We start from the raw sequence: 18,605 nt of genomic DNA on the forward strand, positions 1-18,605 counted from the left end.
GCACGTTGTTGGGTATCTGAGGGTACGGCCGTAAGGCTTTATCTTCGCGATGCCGGCCCCAGTGAACTTCGTCTTCGGATGAGGGTGATGGGTGGCTGGTCGTTGCTTGAGAACTACACAGTGGACGCGAGCATCTGTAGGCCAAGTTTTTAAGGGCGCACGGTGGATGCCTTGGCACCAGGAACCGATGAAGGACGTGAGAGGCCGCGATAGGCCCCGGGGAGCTGCCAACTGAGCTTTGATCCGGGGGTGTCCGAATGGGGAAACCCGGCAGTCGTCATGGGCTGTCACCCACTGCTGAACACATAGGCAGTGTGGAGGGAACGCGGGGAAGTGAAACATCTCAGTACCCGCAGGAAGAGAAAACAACCGTGATTCCGGGAGTAGTGGCGAGCGAAACCGGATGAGGCCAAACCGTATGCGTGTGATACCCGGCAGGGGTTGCGCATGCGGGGTTGTGGGAATTCTTTTGATCGGTCTGCCGGCCGGTCGGCGAGTCAGAAACCGTTGATGTAGTCGAAGGACATGCGAAAGGTCCGGCGTAGAGGGTAAGACCCCCGTAGACGAAACATCAGCGGCTTGCTTAAGAATCTCCCAAGTAGCACGGGGCCCGAGAAATCCCGTGTGAATCTGGCGGGACCACCCGCTAAGCCTAAATATTCCCTGGTGACCGATAGCGGATAGTACCGTGAGGGAATGGTGAAAAGTACCGCGGGAGCGGAGTGAAATAGTACCTGAAACCGTGTGCCTACAAGCCGTGGGAGCGTCGCCGTTATTCTTCGGAATAACGGTCGTGACTGCGTGCCTTTTGAAGAATGAGCCTGCGAGTTAGCGGTGTGTAGCGAGGTTAACCCGTGTGGGGAAGCCGTAGCGAAAGCGAGTCCGAATAGGGCGATTGAGTTGCACGCTCTAGACCCGAAGCGGAGTGATCTAGCCATGGGCAGGTTGAAGCGGAGGTAAGACTTCGTGGAGGACCGAACCCACCAGGGTTGAAAACCTGGGGGATGACCTGTGGTTAGGGGTGAAAGGCCAATCAAACTCCGTGATAGCTGGTTCTCCCCGAAATGCATTTAGGTGCAGCGTCACGTGTTTCTTGCCGGAGGTAGAGCACTGGATAGGCGATGGGCCCTACCGGGTTACTGACCTTAGCCAAACTCCGAATGCCGGTAAGTGAGAGCGTGGCAGTGAGACTGTGGGGGATAAGCTCCATGGTCGAGAGGGAAACAGCCCAGAGCATCGACTAAGGCCCCTAAGCGTACGCTAAGTGGGAAAGGATGTGGAGTCGCAGAGACAACCAGGAGGTTGGCTTAGAAGCAGCCACCCTTGAAAGAGTGCGTAATAGCTCACTGGTCAAGTGATTCCGCGCCGACAATGTAGCGGGGCTCAAGCGTACCGCCGAAGTCGTGTCATTGCAGCAATAGGGCCAACGCCTGCTGTGATGGGTAGGGGAGCGTCGTGTGCCGGGTGAAGCAGCAGCGGAAGCTAGTTGTGGACGGTTCACGAGTGAGAATGCAGGCATGAGTAGCGATACACACGTGAGAAACGTGTGCGCCGATTGACTAAGGGTTCCTGGGTCAAGCTGATCTGCCCAGGGTAAGTCGGGACCTAAGGCGAGGCCGACAGGCGTAGTCGATGGACAACCGGTTGATATTCCGGTACCCGCTTTGAAACGCCCAATATCGAATCAGGCGATGCTAAGCCCGTGAAGCCGTTCCGGACCCTTCGGGGAAAGGAAAGTGGTGGAGCCGGCGAACCAGACTTGTAGTAGGTAAGCGATGGGGTGACGCAGGAAGGTAGTCCAGCCCGGGCGGTGGTAGTCCCGGGGTAAGGGTGTAGGCCGAGGGGTAGGCAAATCCGTCCCTCATATAAGGCTGAGACCTGATGCCGAGCCGATTGTGGTGAAGTGGATGATCCTATGCTGTCGAGAAAAGCCTCTAGCGAGTTTCATGGCGGCCCGTACCCTAAACCGACTCAGGTGGTCAGGTAGAGAATACCGAGGCGTTCGGGTGAACTATGGTTAAGGAACTCGGCAAAATGCCCCCGTAACTTCGGGAGAAGGGGGGCCAGTCCTGGTGATCGGATTTACTCCGTGAGCTGGGGGTGGCCGCAGAGACCAGCGAGAAGCGACTGTTTACTAAAAACACAGGTCCGTGCGAAGCCGTAAGGCGATGTATACGGACTGACGCCTGCCCGGTGCTGGAACGTTAAGGGGACCGGTTAGTCACATTTCGGTGTGGCGAAGCTGAGAACTTAAGCGCCAGTAAACGGCGGTGGTAACTATAACCATCCTAAGGTAGCGAAATTCCTTGTCGGGTAAGTTCCGACCTGCACGAATGGCGTAACGACTTCTCGACTGTCTCAACCATAGGCCCGGTGAAATTGCACTACGAGTAAAGATGCTCGTTTCGCGCAGCAGGACGGAAAGACCCCGGGACCTTTACTATAGTTTGATATTGGTGTTCGGTTCGGCTTGTGTAGGATAGGTGGGAGACTTTGAAGCGGCCACGCCAGTGGTTGTGGAGTCGTCGTTGAAATACCACTCTGGTCGTGCTGGATGTCTAACCTCGGTCCGTGATCCGGATCAGGGACAGTGTCTGATGGGTAGTTTAACTGGGGCGGTTGCCTCCCAAAAAGTAACGGAGGCGCCCAAAGGTTCCCTCAGCCTGGTTGGCAATCAGGTGTTGAGTGTAAGTGCACAAGGGAGCTTGACTGTGAGACCGACGGGTCGAGCAGGGACGAAAGTCGGGACTAGTGATCCGGCGGTGGCTTGTGGAAGCGCCGTCGCTCAACGGATAAAAGGTACCCCGGGGATAACAGGCTGATCTTCCCCAAGAGTCCATATCGACGGGATGGTTTGGCACCTCGATGTCGGCTCGTCGCATCCTGGGGCTGGAGTCGGTCCCAAGGGTTGGGCTGTTCGCCCATTAAAGCGGTACGCGAGCTGGGTTTAGAACGTCGTGAGACAGTTCGGTCCCTATCCGCTGTGCGCGTAGGAATATTGAGAAGGGCTGTCCCTAGTACGAGAGGACCGGGACGGACGAACCTCTGGTGTGCCAGTTGTCCTGCCAAGGGCATGGCTGGTTGGCTACGTTCGGGAGGGATAACCGCTGAAAGCATCTAAGCGGGAAGCCTGCTTCAAGATGAGTATTCCCACCTCCTTGAGAGGGTAAGGCTCCCAGTAGACGACTGGGTTGATAGGCCAGATGTGGAAGCCCGGTAACGGGTGGAGCTGACTGGTACTAATAGGCCGAGGGCTTGTCCTCAGTTGCTCGCGTCCACTGTGTTAGTTCTGAAGTAACGAACTGTGTTCATATCCGGTTGGTTAACTTCATAGTGTTTCGGTGGTCATAGCGTTAGGGAAACGCCCGGTTTACATTCCGAACCCGGAAGCTAAGCCTTTCAGCGCCGATGGTACTGCAGGGGGGACCCTGTGGGAGAGTAGGACGCCGCCGAACAATCATTGTGGGAAAGCCCCGCACCAGCCCTTACGGGTTCGGTGCGGGGCTTTTCTGCGTTTACGGGGCTTTCTCGCGGCCGACCCGCCCCGTGCGGCTACGTCCTCTGGGGCTGCCATACGTAGCGGACGTCCGGCTCGCGCTCCTCATTGCGGAGTCCGTCGGTACGTTCGGCCGCGATGAAGCCGTGCCGCTCGTAGAACCGTTGTGCCGGCCGGTTGACTTGGAACGTCCACAGGCTGAGTCCGTCCGGCCGCTTCTCCTTGGCCAGGGCCATGAACCGGTCGCCGAGGCCCGTTCCCCGCCACGACGGATCCAGGTAGAGCTGTTCCAGTTCCTCGCCGTCAAGGACGAGGAGCCCCGCCACGGAGCCGTCGGCCTCGGCTATCCAGGTCTCGTACTGCGGCACGACCACGGAAGCGAACCAGTCCCGCACCTCGTCGTCGCTGTGCGCAAGACGCACGGTCGGCAGCGCGGTTCTGAAGGAACGCAGCCAGGTCTCGGCCATGCCGGACGCATCGGAGTCGACCGCACGTCGCAACACAGGCTCAACACTGTTCACAGCGCGGGACTCTCGCAGAACAGTGCCCCGCCCGCATCCGAATTCGAGCACGGGCAGTTCACCGTCGTGGTCGAGCCAGGAGGCCGCCCCCACGTCCGGCGAACCCCCGGGTGAGCGACCCAGCTCGAGACACTGATTCCTAATGCCGTCTGTCAAGCCGCGAGGGCGGCCGGTGGGACGAGCTCGTAGCACCGTCCGTCGCGGAGGAGGGCCCAGAGGACATTGACCCGGCGGCGGGCGAGGGCGAGGACGGCTTGGGTGTGGCGCTTGCCCTCGGCTCGTTTGCGGTCGTAGAAGCGGCGGGACTCGTCGCACCTTCGGATGCTGAACAGCGCGGAGGTATAGAAGACGCGTTGAAGCCTTCGGTTATATCGCTGAGGGCGTCGCAGGTTGCCGCTGATCTTGCCGGAGTCTCGCGGGACCGGGGCGACTCCGCCGAAGCCGGCCAGGCGGTCGGGGGTGCCGAATGCGGTCATGTCGCCGCCGGTGGCTGCCAGGAACTCAGCGCCGAGGATGATGCCCAGTCCGGGCATGCTGGTGATCACCTCGAAGTGCCGGTGGTCGCGAAACCGGGCCTCGATGAGCTTGGCGAGCTCGGCGACCTGCCGGTTGACCGCCATCACCTCGTTCGCCAGTGTGTGCACCATCTGGGCGGTCAGCTTCTCGCCGGGCAGGCTGGTGTGCTGGCGTTCGGCTGCCTGGACTGCAGTTTCGGCGAGCTGGTCGGCGCGGAGAACCTTGCGGTTCCGGAGCCAGGTCTCCAGGCGCTTGGTGCCGAGCCGGCGAATAGCGGCTGGGGTCTGGTAACCGGTCAGCAGCGTCAGCGGGCCCGTGTTGGTGAGATCCAAGGCCCGTTCCAAGCCCGGGAAGATCCCGGAGAGCTGGGCTCGGAGCCGGTTGACGGTGCGGGTGCGGTCGGCGACCAGGTCCATGCGGCGACCGGTAAGGATCTTGAGGTCGAGGGCGGTTTCGTCACCGGTGCGTAACGGGTTCAGGTCGCGCCGGATGCGAACCTGGTCGGCGATGACCGCGGCGTCCTTGGCATCGGTCTTGCCTTCGCCGCGGTAGGTCTCGGAGGCGCGGTGGATGGCCCGGCCGGAGATGTAGTTCACCGGCTGGTCGTGGTTGAGGAGGATCGTGATGACCAGGGCGGCTCCGCCGTCGGCCAGGTCGATGCCCAATGTAGGGAGCCTTTTCCAACCTCATGTTGAGACGTGGTGAAGGACGAGGACGGCCTTCACGATGTCGGTGATCCGGTTGGTGCTGCAGCGGAGCTTCCGCAGTAGACGCCAGCCTTTCAGGGCGGCCATGGCCTGCTCGCCGACGCAGCGAATCTTGGCGTGGCTGCCGTTGTGTCGTCGCTTCCATTGCTTGAGCCGGCGGCCCCGGAACGGGACTCGGATGTGCCGGCCAGTGCCTTGGTACGCCTTGTCCGCCCAGCACTTCAATCCCGCGGCGGCGAGCGCATCGACGATCCCGTGGCTTCGGGCAGCGGTCAGGTCGTGGGTGCCTCCGGGCAGGGCCGGGGACGCCCAGAGCAGTCGGCCGAACGGGTCGGTGAGGACCTGTACGTTCATGCCGTGACGATTGTGCTTGCCCGAGTAGTACGGGGCATCGGCGGCAAGCCGGTCGATCGGCAGCGGCGTGCCGTCCAGGATCACGAACGCTTTCGCCCGGGCCGTCTCCATCACCTCCACCAGGGTCGGTGCGCGAGAGGCCAAGACTTCGATGGCCTCGTGTATGTACCGGTAGACGGTCGCGATGCCGATTCCGAAGCCAGCGGCAAGCTGGGCATAGGTGTCGCCGCACCGGAGGTGGGCCAGGGCGAGCAGGGCCTGACGGCCGGCGGGCAGTCGTCGCCACCGCGTACCGATCTCCCGGCGCCGAACAGCGAGCCGCTCCGCCAGGTGCTGCAGGCTGCGGCTGGACAGATCGATCGAGGACGGACAGACAAGCACGCGAAGCTCCTGGCGGACACGGGTGATCTTGGTCGAGAACCCGTCGGGTGTACGAGGTGCATGCTCGCGATCTGACAGATGAGGCCGGTGTGCTTGACGCCTTTGCCCGGGTGGTTGGGTCCCCGGCTATTTCGGCTGGAATTGGGATGCTCTGGTCGACTGCCTCGATGACCTCCACGAGGCCGTCACGGGCGGGGTGGGGATCGTCATGGTCGTCCACGGGGCCGATGTGCTACTTGGGGCGGATCACCTCAAGGTGTTCATGATGGTGCTCTGCCTCGCAGCAGACCGCGCGAACACCGCGGTGGATCCGGACGGCGACCTCAGGAATCAGCCCGTGGTGATCGAGCACTTCGTCTTCCTGCTCGACGACGTCCGCGCCGAGGAGTTCGCCGCAGGGATCAAGGACCCCGACGTCGTCGTCCGTGTGGAGGGTGACTTCCTCATGGTGGCTCTGGACCTCGATGTCTGGCGACCCGAGGCGGCCGGGCGCCCGTAGGTCTCCTGATTCCGGGCCGTACGGTACCCGCTTTGACTCCTCGGACCAGCCCAGCACCTGGGCCGCCGGCATGTCTGCGTGCACGCCGCCCACTGACCCGACCAGGAGGTTGGAAAAGGCTCACTGTTCGAGGTCGGACGACACGGAGCAAGCTAAGGCTGGGCCAGCTTCTGGAAGAGCGCGCCGATCTCCACCCGGTCGGCGACCAGGGGGAGGGTGTCGAAGTACAACTCCCACTCGCCGCCCGGGCCGAAGCGCTCCACGATCCCGAACGGGATGTCCTGGCCCTTCGGTCCGGAGACCGTGCCGTGCCACTCCACGTAGGTCGTGGTCCTGCCGAAGGCGACTTGGCCGGCCTTGAAGCGGACGTCCGCCGTGCCGAAGAACCGCTGGAGGTAGGCCCGCTTGCCGGCTTCCGTCGTCAGCGGAGCGTCCAGCCCCGGCCCCGACAGCCGTGCGTTTCCCATCCGGGTGAGTAGGGCGTCGACGTCCTCCCCGTTCCATGCCGCCAGGCGGTCCGGGATCTCCGCAGCCCGCAAACGCTCAGGCGCCGGGCCCCGGGAGGTAGCCGGGCCTGGGTCCGCGATCCCGTCGAACAGGCCCTCGGGCGCCAGCTCCGGGACAGTGTCCCGGAACAGGGCGTAGCGGTCGTAGTAGCGGCGGGCCTGGAGGGTCTTGCCGTCGTCCCCCAGGACATTGCGCGCGATCTGCGGGTAGGCCACCTTGTGACCCTTCAGCGTGATCTCGTTCCACTGGCCGAACATCATGACACCGCCGTCGGCCACCACGTCCGTGCCCCGGTAGCGCAGGCCGGGTGCCAGCCGCAGGGATCCGGTGATGGAGGTGCCGATCACGGTGTGGCCGCGCTGGGGGGTGCTGCCCGCCTCCCAGAGGGTGGCCTCCTCGTCGAAGATGTCGAGGTAGGCCTTCACCCGGGGGTGGCTCAGGTCGCCGATGGCCGGCGGGGCGCCGGTCGGCAGCTCGCCGAAGGCGATCTGGCGCCGCATGAACGCGCAGGCGTTCGGGGTGATCCGGCCCTCCAGTCGCTCGACCTTGGCGCGCACCTCCGGGCAGTCGCCCCGGGCGGCGGCCTCCCCACCGCCCGGCAGCGCCGCCGCTGAGGTCGCCACCCCCACGACGACCGCCGCCACCGCGACTCCCACCACACCACGCCGACCCGCGAACATTCCGTACCCCGTCTCGTTCCTGCCCGATGCGGCCCGTTACCGCTCGTGTGGGGCCAACATGCCCGTCCGCCGGGGCAGGGGTCGATTACTCCTGAGGTAATGGCCCAGGTCAGAGGGGGGCAAGCCTTCTCCGCAGGCGGGTCACGGTCGCGTGGGTCGGGGAAGGCCCACTCACCGGGCGGTTGCCCGCCGGTGGGTGGCGCGGATCAGGACGGAGACGAGGGCGGCCAAGTCGAGAGCGCCCTCGGGGTCGTCCGCGTAGCGGGTGGTCTGGAGCGGTCCCACTTCGTCGAGGCGTACTCCCTCCCTCTCCAGGACGTGGGCGAGGACCAGCAGGGCCAGGCGGGCGTTGCCGTCCGGGTAGGGGTGGAAGAAGGCGATGTCGAGGTACGCCCTGGCCGCGCGGGCGGTCAGGGGAACCGACGGGTCGGCGCTCTGGTGCAGGCAGGCGGCGAAGTCCTGCCAGATGTGGGGCGTGAGCCCGTATCGTTCCCGGCCGCCCTTGGCGAAGGCGTCGCTCCGGCGCAGACCCACCTGGTCCACACCGAGGACCAGCTTCTGCCAGCCGGCGAGCAGGGTCGGGGTGAGCGGCTCTCCCCGTGAGGCTGCGACGCGGGACAGGGCCATCGCCGCGAGCAGCCGGTTGGCGCGATCCGGGTCGCGAAGGCGGACCGGACCGTCGAACCACAGGGCGAGTCCGTCGACGGCCGGGCGCACCGGAGCCGGGCCCACGCTCGCCGCCGAACGCCAGTCGACCTGCTCCCTGACCTTGCACCATGCGGCCAGCGCGTCAACGCTCACGGTAGAACCCGCGGCCGGCCAGGCGAATCGCCAGGTCCTCGCCCACCGTGTCGACCAGGGTCGGGGCGGGCGCGACGTGGCTCTTGAACCGGCCGCCGATAGCAGCTTCCACCGCCTCCTGTGCCTCGTCCGATCCCAGGCCGGTGGAGTTCAGGTCACGACGCGTTCCGCGGTCTCCTGGGCCTCTCCGACGGAGTCCGAGGCACAGCACCAGGACTCGACGGGACCCCCGTAGTGGACCGAGTGGTCCCAATCCCAGGCCCAGCGGCCGTAACGGGACACCAGGAGCGCGGTGACCTGGTCGGTGAAGCGAAAGCCCGCCATCTGGTCGGGGCAAGCACCCCGGTCGGCCTCGGAAGGCACCATCGGAACGATGAGTGCCGTCAGCTGTGCCGCCGAGTCGTCGGCCCAGTCGAAGGCGTTCCGGCCGGGATCGGCGTCGGTCCAGGGCTTGTTGGGCCTGCTGAGGGGCCGGCTCGGGGGGGATGGATGGAGCGGTTCGCGGGTGAGGCCTTGGTCGAGGTGCCCTGGATGGCGCTTACGGGTACGGAAGCGTTCGGCGACGAGGGAGGAGTGGGAGACCGAGGGGTCGGCGCCCTCGCACCCGTACCGGGCGGGGGCCTACACGACGATGGGGTGTCGTGTCGCGCCGATTTGGACCGTGCAGGGGGTGTCATGTAGAGTCAAACGGTTGCCTGGAACTGGACAAGTTCGGCAGCCGGCCCCCAAAGAAGCAATTCAGAGTGGGCACCCTCGACTCCTCATCCAGGAATCTGAAGCCGGGAAATCCGGTGGAAAACTTCTGATAGAGTCGGTCTCGCCGGAAAGGGAAACGCGAAAGCGAAGAACTGGAAAGCGAATCCCGCTGACTGGGAATCGGACACGAAAGAGTCTGATAGAGTCGGAGACACAAGAACGAACGAAGCGCCCGGAGGAAAGCCCGAGAGGGTGAGTACAAAGGAAGCGTCCGTTCCTTGAGAACTCAACAGCGTGCCAAAAATCAACGCCAAAAAGTTGATACCCCGTCCATTTCGGTGGATGAGGTTCCTTTGAAAAAGACCTGTGAGGTCGCAGCTTCGGCTGTGGTGCTTGCAGGCAATTACACAGCGAGGACGCAGTGGACGGTCGGTCTTATTCCGACATGACTGTCCCGCTCTAAGTGCGTGTGCACCCGATTACGGGTAAACATTCATGGAGAGTTTGATCCTGGCTCAGGACGAACGCTGGCGGCGTGCTTAACACATGCAAGTCGAACGATGAAGCCCTTCGGGGTGGATTAGTGGCGAACGGGTGAGTAACACGTGGGCAATCTGCCCTTCACTCTGGGACAAGCCCTGGAAACGGGGTCTAATACCGGATAACACTCCTGCCTGCATGGGCGGGGGTTAAAAGCTCCGGCGGTGAAGGATGAGCCCGCGGCCTATCAGCTTGTTGGTGGGGTAATGGCCCACCAAGGCGACGACGGGTAGCCGGCCTGAGAGGGCGACCGGCCACACTGGGACTGAGACACGGCCCAGACTCCTACGGGAGGCAGCAGTGGGGAATATTGCACAATGGGCGAAAGCCTGATGCAGCGACGCCGCGTGAGGGATGACGGCCTTCGGGTTGTAAACCTCTTTCAGCAGGGAAGAAGCGAAAGTGACGGTACCTGCAGAAGAAGCGCCGGCTAACTACGTGCCAGCAGCCGCGGTAATACGTAGGGCGCAAGCGTTGTCCGGAATTATTGGGCGTAAAGAGCTCGTAGGCGGCTTGTCACGTCGGATGTGAAAGCCCGAGGCTTAACCTCGGGTCTGCATTCGATACGGGCTAGCTAGAGTGTGGTAGGGGAGATCGGAATTCCTGGTGTAGCGGTGAAATGCGCAGATATCAGGAGGAACACCGGTGGCGAAGGCGGATCTCTGGGCCATTACTGACGCTGAGGAGCGAAAGCGTGGGGAGCGAACAGGATTAGATACCCTGGTAGTCCACGCCGTAAACGTTGGGAACTAGGTGTTGGCGACATTCCACGTCGTCGGTGCCGCAGCTAACGCATTAAGTTCCCCGCCTGGGGAGTACGGCCGCAAGGCTAAAACTCAAAGGAATTGACGGGGGCCCGCACAAGCAGCGGAGCATGTGGCTTAATTCGACGCAACGCGAAGAACCTTACCAAGGCTTGACATATACCGGAAAGCATTAGAGATAGTGCCCCCCTTGTGGTCGGTATACAGGTGGTGCATGGCTGTCGTCAGCTCGTGTCGTGAGATGTTGGGTTAAGTCCCGCAACGAGCGCAACCCTTGTCCTGTGTTGCCAGCATGCCCTTCGGGGTGATGGGGACTCACAGGAGACCGCCGGGGTCAACTCGGAGGAAGGTGGGGACGACGTCAAGTCATCATGCCCCTTATGTCTTGGGCTGCACACGTGCTACAATGGCCGGTACAATGAGCTGCGATACCGTGAGGTGGAGCGAATCTCAAAAAGCCGGTCTCAGTTCGGATTGGGGTCTGCAACTCGACCCCATGAAGTCGGAGTTGCTAGTAATCGCAGATCAGCATTGCTGCGGTGAATACGTTCCCGGGCCTTGTACACACCGCCCGTCACGTCACGAAAGTCGGTAACACCCGAAGCCGGTGGCCCAACCCGTAAGGGAGGGAGCTGTCGAAGGTGGGACTGGCGATTGGGACGAAGTCGTAACAAGGTAGCCGTACCGGAAGGTGCGGCTGGATCACCTCCTTTCTAAGGAGCACAGTACCGATTGCAGACAAACGTTCTGCACGGTCAGCTCAGGGTGGAACGTTGATTAGTTGGCACCAGATGATCTGATGATTCTCGAGTACTGCTTCGGCGTGGAAAGAGGATTCGGAAGAGGTCTGGTGCTTGGCACGTTGTTGGGTATCTGAGGGTACGGCCGTAAGGCTTTATCTTCGCGATGCCGGCCCCAGTGAACTTCGTCTTCGGATGAGGGTGATGGGTGGCTGGTCGTTGCTTGAGAACTACACAGTGGACGCGAGCATCTGTAGGCCAAGTTTTTAAGGGCGCACGGTGGATGCCTTGGCACCAGGAACCGATGAAGGACGTGAGAGGCCGCGATAGGCCCCGGGGAGCTGCCAACTGAGCTTTGATCCGGGGGTGTCCGAATGGGGAAACCCGGCAGTCGTCATGGGCTGTCACCCACTGCTGAACACATAGGCAGTGTGGAGGGAACGCGGGGAAGTGAAACATCTCAGTACCCGCAGGAAGAGAAAACAACCGTGATTCCGGGAGTAGTGGCGAGCGAAACCGGATGAGGCCAAACCGTATGCGTGTGATACCCGGCAGGGGTTGCGCATGCGGGGTTGTGGGAATTCTTTTGATCGGTCTGCCGGCCGGTCGGCGAGTCAGAAACCGTTGATGTAGTCGAAGGACATGCGAAAGGTCCGGCGTAGAGGGTAAGACCCCCGTAGACGAAACATCAGCGGCTTGCTTAAGAATCTCCCAAGTAGCACGGGGCCCGAGAAATCCCGTGTGAATCTGGCGGGACCACCCGCTAAGCCTAAATATTCCCTGGTGACCGATAGCGGATAGTACCGTGAGGGAATGGTGAAAAGTACCGCGGGAGCGGAGTGAAATAGTACCTGAAACCGTGTGCCTACAAGCCGTGGGAGCGTCGCCGTTATTCTTCGGAATAACGGTCGTGACTGCGTGCCTTTTGAAGAATGAGCCTGCGAGTTAGCGGTGTGTAGCGAGGTTAACCCGTGTGGGGAAGCCGTAGCGAAAGCGAGTCCGAATAGGGCGATTGAGTTGCACGCTCTAGACCCGAAGCGGAGTGATCTAGCCATGGGCAGGTTGAAGCGGAGGTAAGACTTCGTGGAGGACCGAACCCACCAGGGTTGAAAACCTGGGGGATGACCTGTGGTTAGGGGTGAAAGGCCAATCAAACTCCGTGATAGCTGGTTCTCCCCGAAATGCATTTAGGTGCAGCGTCACGTGTTTCTTGCCGGAGGTAGAGCACTGGATAGGCGATGGGCCCTACCGGGTTACTGACCTTAGCCAAACTCCGAATGCCGGTAAGTGAGAGCGTGGCAGTGAGACTGTGGGGGATAAGCTCCATGGTCGAGAGGGAAACAGCCCAGAGCATCGACTAAGGCCCCTAAGCGTACGCTAAGTGGGAAAGGATGTGGAGTCGCAGAGACAACCAGGAGGTTGGCTTAGAAGCAGCCACCCTTGAAAGAGTGCGTAATAGCTCACTGGTCAAGTGATTCCGCGCCGACAATGTAGCGGGGCTCAAGCGTACCGCCGAAGTCGTGTCATTGCAGCAATAGGGCCAACGCCTGCTGTGATGGGTAGGGGAGCGTCGTGTGCCGGGTGAAGCAGCAGCGGAAGCTAGTTGTGGACGGTTCACGAGTGAGAATGCAGGCATGAGTAGCGATACACACGTGAGAAACGTGTGCGCCGATTGACTAAGGGTTCCTGGGTCAAGCTGATCTGCCCAGGGTAAGTCGGGACCTAAGGCGAGGCCGACAGGCGTAGTCGATGGACAACCGGTTGATATTCCGGTACCCGCTTTGAAACGCCCAATATCGAATCAGGCGATGCTAAGCCCGTGAAGCCGTTCCGGACCCTTCGGGGAAAGGAAAGTGGTGGAGCCGGCGAACCAGACTTGTAGTAGGTAAGCGATGGGGTGACGCAGGAAGGTAGTCCAGCCCGGGCGGTGGTAGTCCCGGGGTAAGGGTGTAGGCCGAGGGGTAGGCAAATCCGTCCCTCATATAAGGCTGAGACCTGATGCCGAGCCGATTGTGGTGAAGTGGATGATCCTATGCTGTCGAGAAAAGCCTCTAGCGAGTTTCATGGCGGCCCGTACCCTAAACCGACTCAGGTGGTCAGGTAGAGAATACCGAGGCGTTCGGGTGAACTATGGTTAAGGAACTCGGCAAAATGCCCCCGTAACTTCGGGAGAAGGGGGGCCAGTCCTGGTGATCGGATTTACTCCGTGAGCTGGGGGTGGCCGCAGAGACCAGCGAGAAGCGACTGTTTACTAAAAACACAGGTCCGTGCGAAGCCGTAAGGCGATGTATACGGACTGACGCCTGCCCGGTGCTGGAACGTTAAGGGGACCGGTTAGTCACATTTCGGTGTGGCGAAGCTGAGAACTTAAGCGCCAGTAAACGGCGGTGGTAACTATAACCATCCTAAGGTAGCGAAATTCCTTGTCGGGTAAGTTCCGACCTGCACGAATGGCGTAACGACTTCTCGACTGTCTCAACCATAGGCCCGGTGAAATTGCACTACGAGTAAAGATGCTCGTTTCGCGCAGCAGGACGGAAAGACCCCGGGACCTTTACTATAGTTTGATATTGGTGTTCGGTTCGGCTTGTGTAGGATAGGTGGGAGACTTTGAAGCGGCCACGCCAGTGGTTGTGGAGTCGTCGTTGAAATACCACTCTGGTCGTGCTGGATGTCTAACCTCGGTCCGTGATCCGGATCAGGGACAGTGTCTGATGGGTAGTTTAACTGGGGCGGTTGCCTCCCAAAAAGTAACGGAGGCGCCCAAAGGTTCCCTCAGCCTGGTTGGCAATCAGGTGTTGAGTGTAAGTGCACAAGGGAGCTTGACTGTGAGACCGACGGGTCGAGCAGGGACGAAAGTCGGGACTAGTGATCCGGCGGTGGCTTGTGGAAGCGCCGTCGCTCAACGGATAAAAGGTACCCCGGGGATAACAGGCTGATCTTCCCCAAGAGTCCATATCGACGGATGGTTTGGCACCTCGATGTCGGCTCGTCGCATCCTGGGGCTGGAGTCGGTCCCAAGGGTTGGGCTGTTCGCCCATTAAAGCGGTACGCGAGCTGGGTTTAGAACGTCGTGAGACAGTTCGGTCCCTATCCGCTGTGCGCGTAGGAATATTGAGAAGGGCTGTCCCTAGTACGAGAGGACCGGGACGGACGAACCTCTGGTGTGCCAGTTGTCCTGCCAAGGGCATGGCTGGTTGGCTACGTTCGGGAGGGATAACCGCTGAAAGCATCTAAGCGGGAAGCCTGCTTCAAGATGAGTATTCCCACCTCCTTGAGAGGGTAAGGCTCCCAGTAGACGACTGGGTTGATAGGCCAGATGTGGAAGCCCGGTAACGGGTGGAGCTGACTGGTACTAATAGGCCGAGGGCTTGTCCTCAGTTGCTCGCGTCCACTGTGTTAGTTCTGAAGTAACGAACTGTGTTCATATCCGGTTGGTTAACTTCATAGTGTTTCGGTGGTCATAGCGTTAGGGAAACGCCCGGTTTACATTCCGAACCCGGAAGCTAAGCCTTTCAGCGCCGATGGTACTGCAGGGGGGACCCTGTGGGAGAGTAGGACGCCGCCGAACAATCATTGTGGGAAAGCCCCGCACCAGCCCTTACGGGTTCGGTGCGGGGCTTTTCTGCGTTTACGGGGTCTTCTGGGCTTGTGTGGTCGGCGCGTGGAAACTCGTCGGCGCGTGGAAACTCGGGTGAGGTCGGGTGGCCGGCTCGTTAGGATCCCGAGCTATGAACGAGTACGTGATACGTCCTGTACGGGCCGACGAGTGGGCCGAGGTGAAGGAGCTGCGGCTCGCGGCTCTGCGGGATCCGGCCGCGCCGGTGGCTTTCCTGGAGACCCTCGAGCAGGGAGAGGCGAAGCCTGACGAGTTCTGGCAGGAGAGGGCTGCCGGGGCTGCGACGGGGCCGGGCATCCGGCAGTTCGTTGCCGAGGGGCCCGATGGGGAATGGGTCGGGACGGTGAGCGTCCTCGTCGAGGCGGCCGGCACGACCGACATCTTCGACGGGGAGATCGAGCAGGCCCAGGCGCACTTCGTGGGCGTGTTCGTCCGGCCGGCGCAGCGGGGCATCGGGCTGACCGAGGCGCTGTTCGCGGCCGCGCTGGAGTGGGCCTGGGGGTTGGAGGAGCCGGTGCTGGCGCGCGTACGGCTCTTCGTGCACGAGGACAACGCGCGGGCAGGGGCGTTCTACCGGCGCTTCGGGTTCGTGCCCAGCGGGAAGGTCGTGCCGATGCCGACCGATCCGTCGGCGAAGGAGCTGGAGTACGTGTTCCCGCGTCCCGCTTAGCGGGCGGATACGGGGAGGTCCGCTTCCGGCCAGCGGGAGCGGGCCTGCTCGCGGCTGCGGCACAGGGCGAGGAGCGGGAGCGTCGTGTCCTGGAGGAGCTGCGGCAGTTGGGGGATCGGGGCCACGGCGGCGACGTCCTCGAAAACCAGGCTCAGTGGTGGGTCGAGCCGACCGTCGGATGACCGTGCGGCCATGCGGCGGCCGTGCTCGACCACGCTGGAGGCGAGTGCGGTCAGCAGCGGCATCGCACCCGGGTGGGCCCGGGGGTCTTCCAGGGGTTCGCCCACCACGTAGAGGGTGCCCCCTTCGGAGACGAACGATGCGAGGGCGAGGGAATCGGTTCGGTTCGGGGTGCAGGATTCCCGGATGTGGATCGAGGAGAGGGCCGTCAGGGCCCGGGCCGTGAGGTGTTGGGCGAGTTCGCGGCGGTCGGGGTGGGCGGTGAGGGCGCTCTCCAGCTCGCCGGCCGCGCCGGGGGCGGCGGTTGCCGCCTGGGGGTGGGTGCGGAGGATGCGGACCGGTTCCTGGGCGTTGGTGCCCTGGGCCCAGCGGTGCAGTTGCTTGAACGGGCGGTTGTCCAGGGCGGCGGCCTGGAGCCAGCTGCGGAGGAGCGTTTCCGCGGTGTCCGCGAGGGCGGAGTCCATACGGGCCTGGGGGCGGACCGGGGCCAGGAGCGCGATGGCGCGGGCGGCGGCGGTGGCGCGGTCCGCGCAGCCTTCGGTGGGGCTCCAGTGGATGCGGGCCGGGGTGTCGCAGAGGTGGGAGGGGTCGTAGAGGAGGACGGGGCCCAGTTTGGAGCGGGCGTCCTTCGTGTCCGACCAGAGCGCGGGGGAGGACGTGATCACGAGGACCGCGCCGGTTGCTGCCGCGATGGCCGCTGTGGCGGCCGTGGTTCGGGCCTGGGGTGGGGCGTAGGCGAGACCGTAGCCCTGGCCGGGCGTGGGGCTGGGGCTGGGGCTGGGCGGGCTGGGGGCGTAGCCGAAGCCGTAGCGGTATGCCTCGTCCGTGGGTGCGGCGCCGTTGCCGGGGGCTCTGCCCCCGGTCCCCCGCTCCTCAAACGCCGGAGGGGCTGAATACGGCTGCGACGTCGGCGGGGTGGTGGGGGTGGGGACCGTGGGTGGGTGCGGTGCCGTTGCCGGGGGCCAGCCCCCGGACCCCCGCTCCTCAAACGCCGGAGGGGCTGAGATTGGCTGCGACGCCGGAGGGGCTGAGTACGGCTGCGATGCCGGCGGGACCGAGTAGCGCTGCGATGCCGGCTGGGCTGCGTGTGGCTGTGAGGTTGCGGGCGCTGCGGGGGGCGGGCCTTGGCGGGCCTGTTCGGCTTTCAGGCGGTGGCGGGATTTCGTGCGGGCCACGACGCCCAGGGTGAAGATGGTCAGGACCAGGAGGACCAGGAGCTGGCTGATGAACAGGCCCCAGAAGAGGCCCCAGTTGGAGAGGGCCTCGGGGGGTGTGTCCGGCCAGGCGGCCGGGATGTCGTGGGGTTGAGCTATCAGCGAGCGGACCGCGGTCGGGGTGCGGGTGAAGGTGACCTTGCTCGGCCAGGCGCCCTTCGTGAAGAGGGCCGCCAGGCCGGTGGCCGTCCACGTGAGGACGGCCAGGCCCAGGAGGAAGGCCAGGAGGCCCACGAGGAGGCCGTCCGGGATGCCGCCCTGGGGGCGGGGGTCCGGGTGGTCCGTGCGCTGGGGCATGTCAGGCCACCGTGGTGGCCGAGCCGCCGGAGTTGCGGTGGCGTTCCATCAGGAGGGCTCGTTCTTCTGTTTCCAGTTCGGCGGCCAGGAGGTCGTCGGGGAGGCGGTGCTGGACCGAGGACTCGGTCATGGCGCGGTCCGTGAAGACCAAGGGGCGTTCGGCCTCGGTGATCAGGTGTTTGACGACCTGGACGTTGCCGTTCACGTCCCAGACCGCGATGCCGGGGGTGAGGGTCGGGATGATTTCCACCGCCCAGCGGGGGAGGCCCAGGACGCGGCCCGTGGCGCGGGCTTCGTCCGCCTTCTGGGCGTAGATCGTGCGGGTCGAGGCCATCTTGAGGATCGCTGCGGCCTCGCGTGCCGCCGCGCCGTCGACCACGTCCGAGAGGTGGTGGACCACCGCCACGAAGGACAGGCCGAGGCGCCGGCCGAACTTGAGGAGGCGCTGGAAGAGCTGGGCCACGAAGGGGCTGTTGATGATGTGCCAGGCCTCTTCGACCAGGAAGATGCGCTTCTTGCGGTCCGGGCGGATCCAGGTGTGCTCCAGCCACACGCCGACGATCGCCATCAGGATCGGCATGGCGATGGAGTTGCGGTCGATGTGGGACAGGTCGAAGACGATGAGGGGCGCGTCGAGGTCGATGCCCACGGTGGTCGGGCCGTCGAACATTCCGCGCAGGTCGCCGTCGACCAGGCGGTCGATGACGAGCGCGACGTCCAGGCCCCAGGCGCGGACGTCGTCTATGGCCACGTTCATGGAGAGGGCCGATTCCGGCTCCGGGTGGCGCAGTTGTTCCACGATGTCCATCAGGACCGGCTGGCGGTCCGTGATGGTTTCCACGACGTAGGCGTGGGCGACCTTCAGGGCGAAGCCGGAGCGTTCGTCGAGGCCGTGGCCCATGGCGACTTCGATGATGGTGCGGAGCAGCGCGAGCTGGCCCGTCGCGGTGATCGCCGGGTCGAGGGGGTTGAGGCGGATCCCGTCGTCGTTCGCGGCGATGGGGTCCAGGCGGATGGGGGTTATTCCCAGCTGCTGGGCGATGAGGTTCCACTCGCCGACGCCGTCCTCGCCCTGGGCGTCCAGGACGACGACCTGGCGGTCCCTGAAGCGGAGTTGGCGTAGGACATAGGTCTTTTCGAGGGCGGACTTGCCGTTGCCCGATTCGCCCAGGACCAGCCAGTGGGGGGCCGGGAGCTGCTGGCCGTACAGCTGGAAGGGGTCGTAGATGTAGCCCTTGCCGCTGTAGACCTCACGGCCGATGATGACGCCGGAGTCGCCCAGACCGGGGGCGGCCGTGGGCAGGTAGACGGCTTGGGCCTGGCCCGTGGACGTGCGGACGGGGAGGCGGGTGGTTTCCACCTTGCCGAACAGGAAGCTGGTGAAGGCGTCCGTCAGGGCGGACATGGGATCTCGCATGGGCGG

Annotated in this window: 10 protein-coding genes, 5 rRNA genes and 1 pseudogene; 7 read left to right on the forward strand and 9 right to left on the reverse strand. The window is 63.3% G+C overall.

Annotation, left to right across the window (positions count from 1 at the left end):
• Positions 1 to 139 precede the first annotated feature (139 nt).
• A 23S ribosomal RNA gene (locus ACE1OC_RS21720) occupies positions 140 to 3,263 on the forward strand.
• A 74-nt stretch (positions 3,264 to 3,337) separates the two neighbouring features.
• Positions 3,338 to 3,455 (forward strand): 5S ribosomal RNA (gene rrf / locus ACE1OC_RS21725).
• Positions 3,456 to 3,552: 97 nt separating this feature from the next.
• Here the strand turns inward: rrf (ACE1OC_RS21725) and ACE1OC_RS21730 are convergent.
• From ACE1OC_RS21730 to ACE1OC_RS21740, 3 genes and pseudogenes are all read right to left on the reverse strand, one after another.
• Entirely contained in the window at positions 3,553 to 3,963 is a 411-nt protein-coding gene (locus tag ACE1OC_RS21730; RefSeq protein ID WP_407841638.1) for a GNAT family N-acetyltransferase, read from the reverse strand.
• 206 nt (positions 3,964 to 4,169) lie between these two features.
• Positions 4,170 to 5,201: pseudogene (locus ACE1OC_RS21735) on the reverse strand (IS110 family transposase); the annotation flags it as partial.
• Positions 5,202 to 5,219: 18 nt separating this feature from the next.
• Positions 5,220 to 5,975: a transposase family protein gene (locus ACE1OC_RS21740; protein ID WP_407838381.1), complete on the reverse strand. Its 756-nt coding sequence runs from the start codon at positions 5,973 to 5,975 to the stop codon at positions 5,220 to 5,222.
• 151 nt (positions 5,976 to 6,126) lie between these two features.
• Between ACE1OC_RS21740 and ACE1OC_RS21750 the strand changes: the two genes are divergently transcribed.
• Positions 6,127 to 6,474: a hypothetical protein gene (locus ACE1OC_RS21750; protein ID WP_420497900.1), complete on the forward strand. Its 348-nt coding sequence runs from the start codon at positions 6,127 to 6,129 to the stop codon at positions 6,472 to 6,474.
• A 152-nt stretch (positions 6,475 to 6,626) separates the two neighbouring features.
• Here the strand turns inward: ACE1OC_RS21750 and ACE1OC_RS21755 are convergent, their stop codons facing one another.
• From ACE1OC_RS21755 to ACE1OC_RS21770, 4 genes are all read right to left on the reverse strand, one after another.
• The gene (locus ACE1OC_RS21755; protein ID WP_407838383.1) at positions 6,627 to 7,661 is read right to left on the reverse strand and encodes a hypothetical protein; all 1,035 of its coding nucleotides are present in this window, start codon (positions 7,659 to 7,661) and stop codon (positions 6,627 to 6,629) included.
• Between the two features lie 171 nt (positions 7,662 to 7,832).
• On the reverse strand, positions 7,833 to 8,462 hold the full coding sequence (locus ACE1OC_RS21760) for a Fic family protein (RefSeq protein WP_407838384.1): 630 nt from the start codon (positions 8,460 to 8,462) through the stop codon (positions 7,833 to 7,835).
• On the reverse strand, positions 8,452 to 8,574 hold the full coding sequence (locus ACE1OC_RS21765) for a hypothetical protein (protein ID WP_407838385.1): 123 nt from the start codon (positions 8,572 to 8,574) through the stop codon (positions 8,452 to 8,454). Before ACE1OC_RS21765 ends, ACE1OC_RS21760 begins: the two co-directional genes overlap by 11 nt.
• Positions 8,575 to 8,612: 38 nt before the next feature.
• On the reverse strand, positions 8,613 to 8,828 hold the full coding sequence (locus tag ACE1OC_RS21770; RefSeq protein ID WP_407838386.1) for a hypothetical protein: 216 nt from the start codon (positions 8,826 to 8,828) through the stop codon (positions 8,613 to 8,615).
• Positions 8,829 to 9,650: 822 nt separating this feature from the next.
• Between ACE1OC_RS21770 and ACE1OC_RS21775 the strand changes: the two genes are divergently transcribed.
• The 4 genes from ACE1OC_RS21775 to ACE1OC_RS21790 all read left to right on the forward strand — a co-directional run bounded on the left by ACE1OC_RS21775 (position 9,651) and on the right by ACE1OC_RS21790 (position 15,491).
• Positions 9,651 to 11,175: ribosomal RNA gene (locus tag ACE1OC_RS21775) — 16S ribosomal RNA — on the forward strand.
• A 283-nt stretch (positions 11,176 to 11,458) separates the two neighbouring features.
• Positions 11,459 to 14,581, forward strand: a 23S ribosomal RNA gene (locus ACE1OC_RS21780).
• A 74-nt stretch (positions 14,582 to 14,655) separates the two neighbouring features.
• A 5S ribosomal RNA gene (gene rrf, locus ACE1OC_RS21785) occupies positions 14,656 to 14,773 on the forward strand.
• Together the 16S, 23S and 5S rRNA genes form the textbook arrangement of a ribosomal RNA operon.
• A 160-nt stretch (positions 14,774 to 14,933) precedes the next feature.
• Positions 14,934 to 15,491, forward strand: coding sequence for a GNAT family N-acetyltransferase (locus tag ACE1OC_RS21790; RefSeq protein WP_407838387.1), 558 nt, complete (start codon positions 14,934 to 14,936; stop codon positions 15,489 to 15,491).
• Here ACE1OC_RS21790 and ACE1OC_RS21795 read toward each other — a convergent pair.
• Together ACE1OC_RS21795 and ACE1OC_RS21800 are read right to left on the reverse strand one after the other, a co-directional pair.
• Positions 15,488 to 17,182, reverse strand: a complete 1,695-nt coding sequence (locus ACE1OC_RS21795) for a type VI secretion protein (RefSeq protein WP_407838388.1) — start codon at positions 17,180 to 17,182, stop codon at positions 15,488 to 15,490. The genes ACE1OC_RS21790 and ACE1OC_RS21795 overlap by 4 nt on opposite strands.
• Position 17,183: 1 nt before the next feature.
• Complete coding sequence (locus ACE1OC_RS21800; protein WP_407838389.1) at positions 17,184 to 18,599, reverse strand: ATP-binding protein; 1,416 nt, start codon at positions 18,597 to 18,599, stop codon at positions 17,184 to 17,186.
• Between the last annotated feature and the right edge of the window lie 6 nt (positions 18,600 to 18,605).

The sequence above is a fragment of the Streptomyces stoeckheimensis genome (genome assembly GCF_045822005.1).
Taxonomy (GTDB): Bacteria; Actinomycetota; Actinomycetes; order Streptomycetales; family Streptomycetaceae; genus Streptomyces; species Streptomyces stoeckheimensis.

Bases quoted from the DNA above. Each gene is read 5' to 3' on its own strand.
- ACE1OC_RS21730 (WP_407841638.1), bottom strand. From the start codon at position 3,963: ATGGCCGAGACCTGGCTGCGTTCCTTCAGAACCGCGCTGCCGACCGTG.
- ACE1OC_RS21755 (WP_407838383.1), bottom strand. From the start codon at position 7,661: ATGTTCGCGGGTCGGCGTGGTGTGGTGGGAGTCGCGGTGGCGGCGGTC.
- ACE1OC_RS21770 (WP_407838386.1), bottom strand. From the start codon at position 8,828: ATGGTGCCTTCCGAGGCCGACCGGGGTGCTTGCCCCGACCAGATGGCG.
- ACE1OC_RS21790 (WP_407838387.1), top strand. From the start codon at position 14,934: ATGAACGAGTACGTGATACGTCCTGTACGGGCCGACGAGTGGGCCGAG.
- ACE1OC_RS21795 (WP_407838388.1), bottom strand. From the start codon at position 17,182: ATGCCCCAGCGCACGGACCACCCGGACCCCCGCCCCCAGGGCGGCATC.
- ACE1OC_RS21800 (WP_407838389.1), bottom strand. From the start codon at position 18,599: ATGCGAGATCCCATGTCCGCCCTGACGGACGCCTTCACCAGCTTCCTG.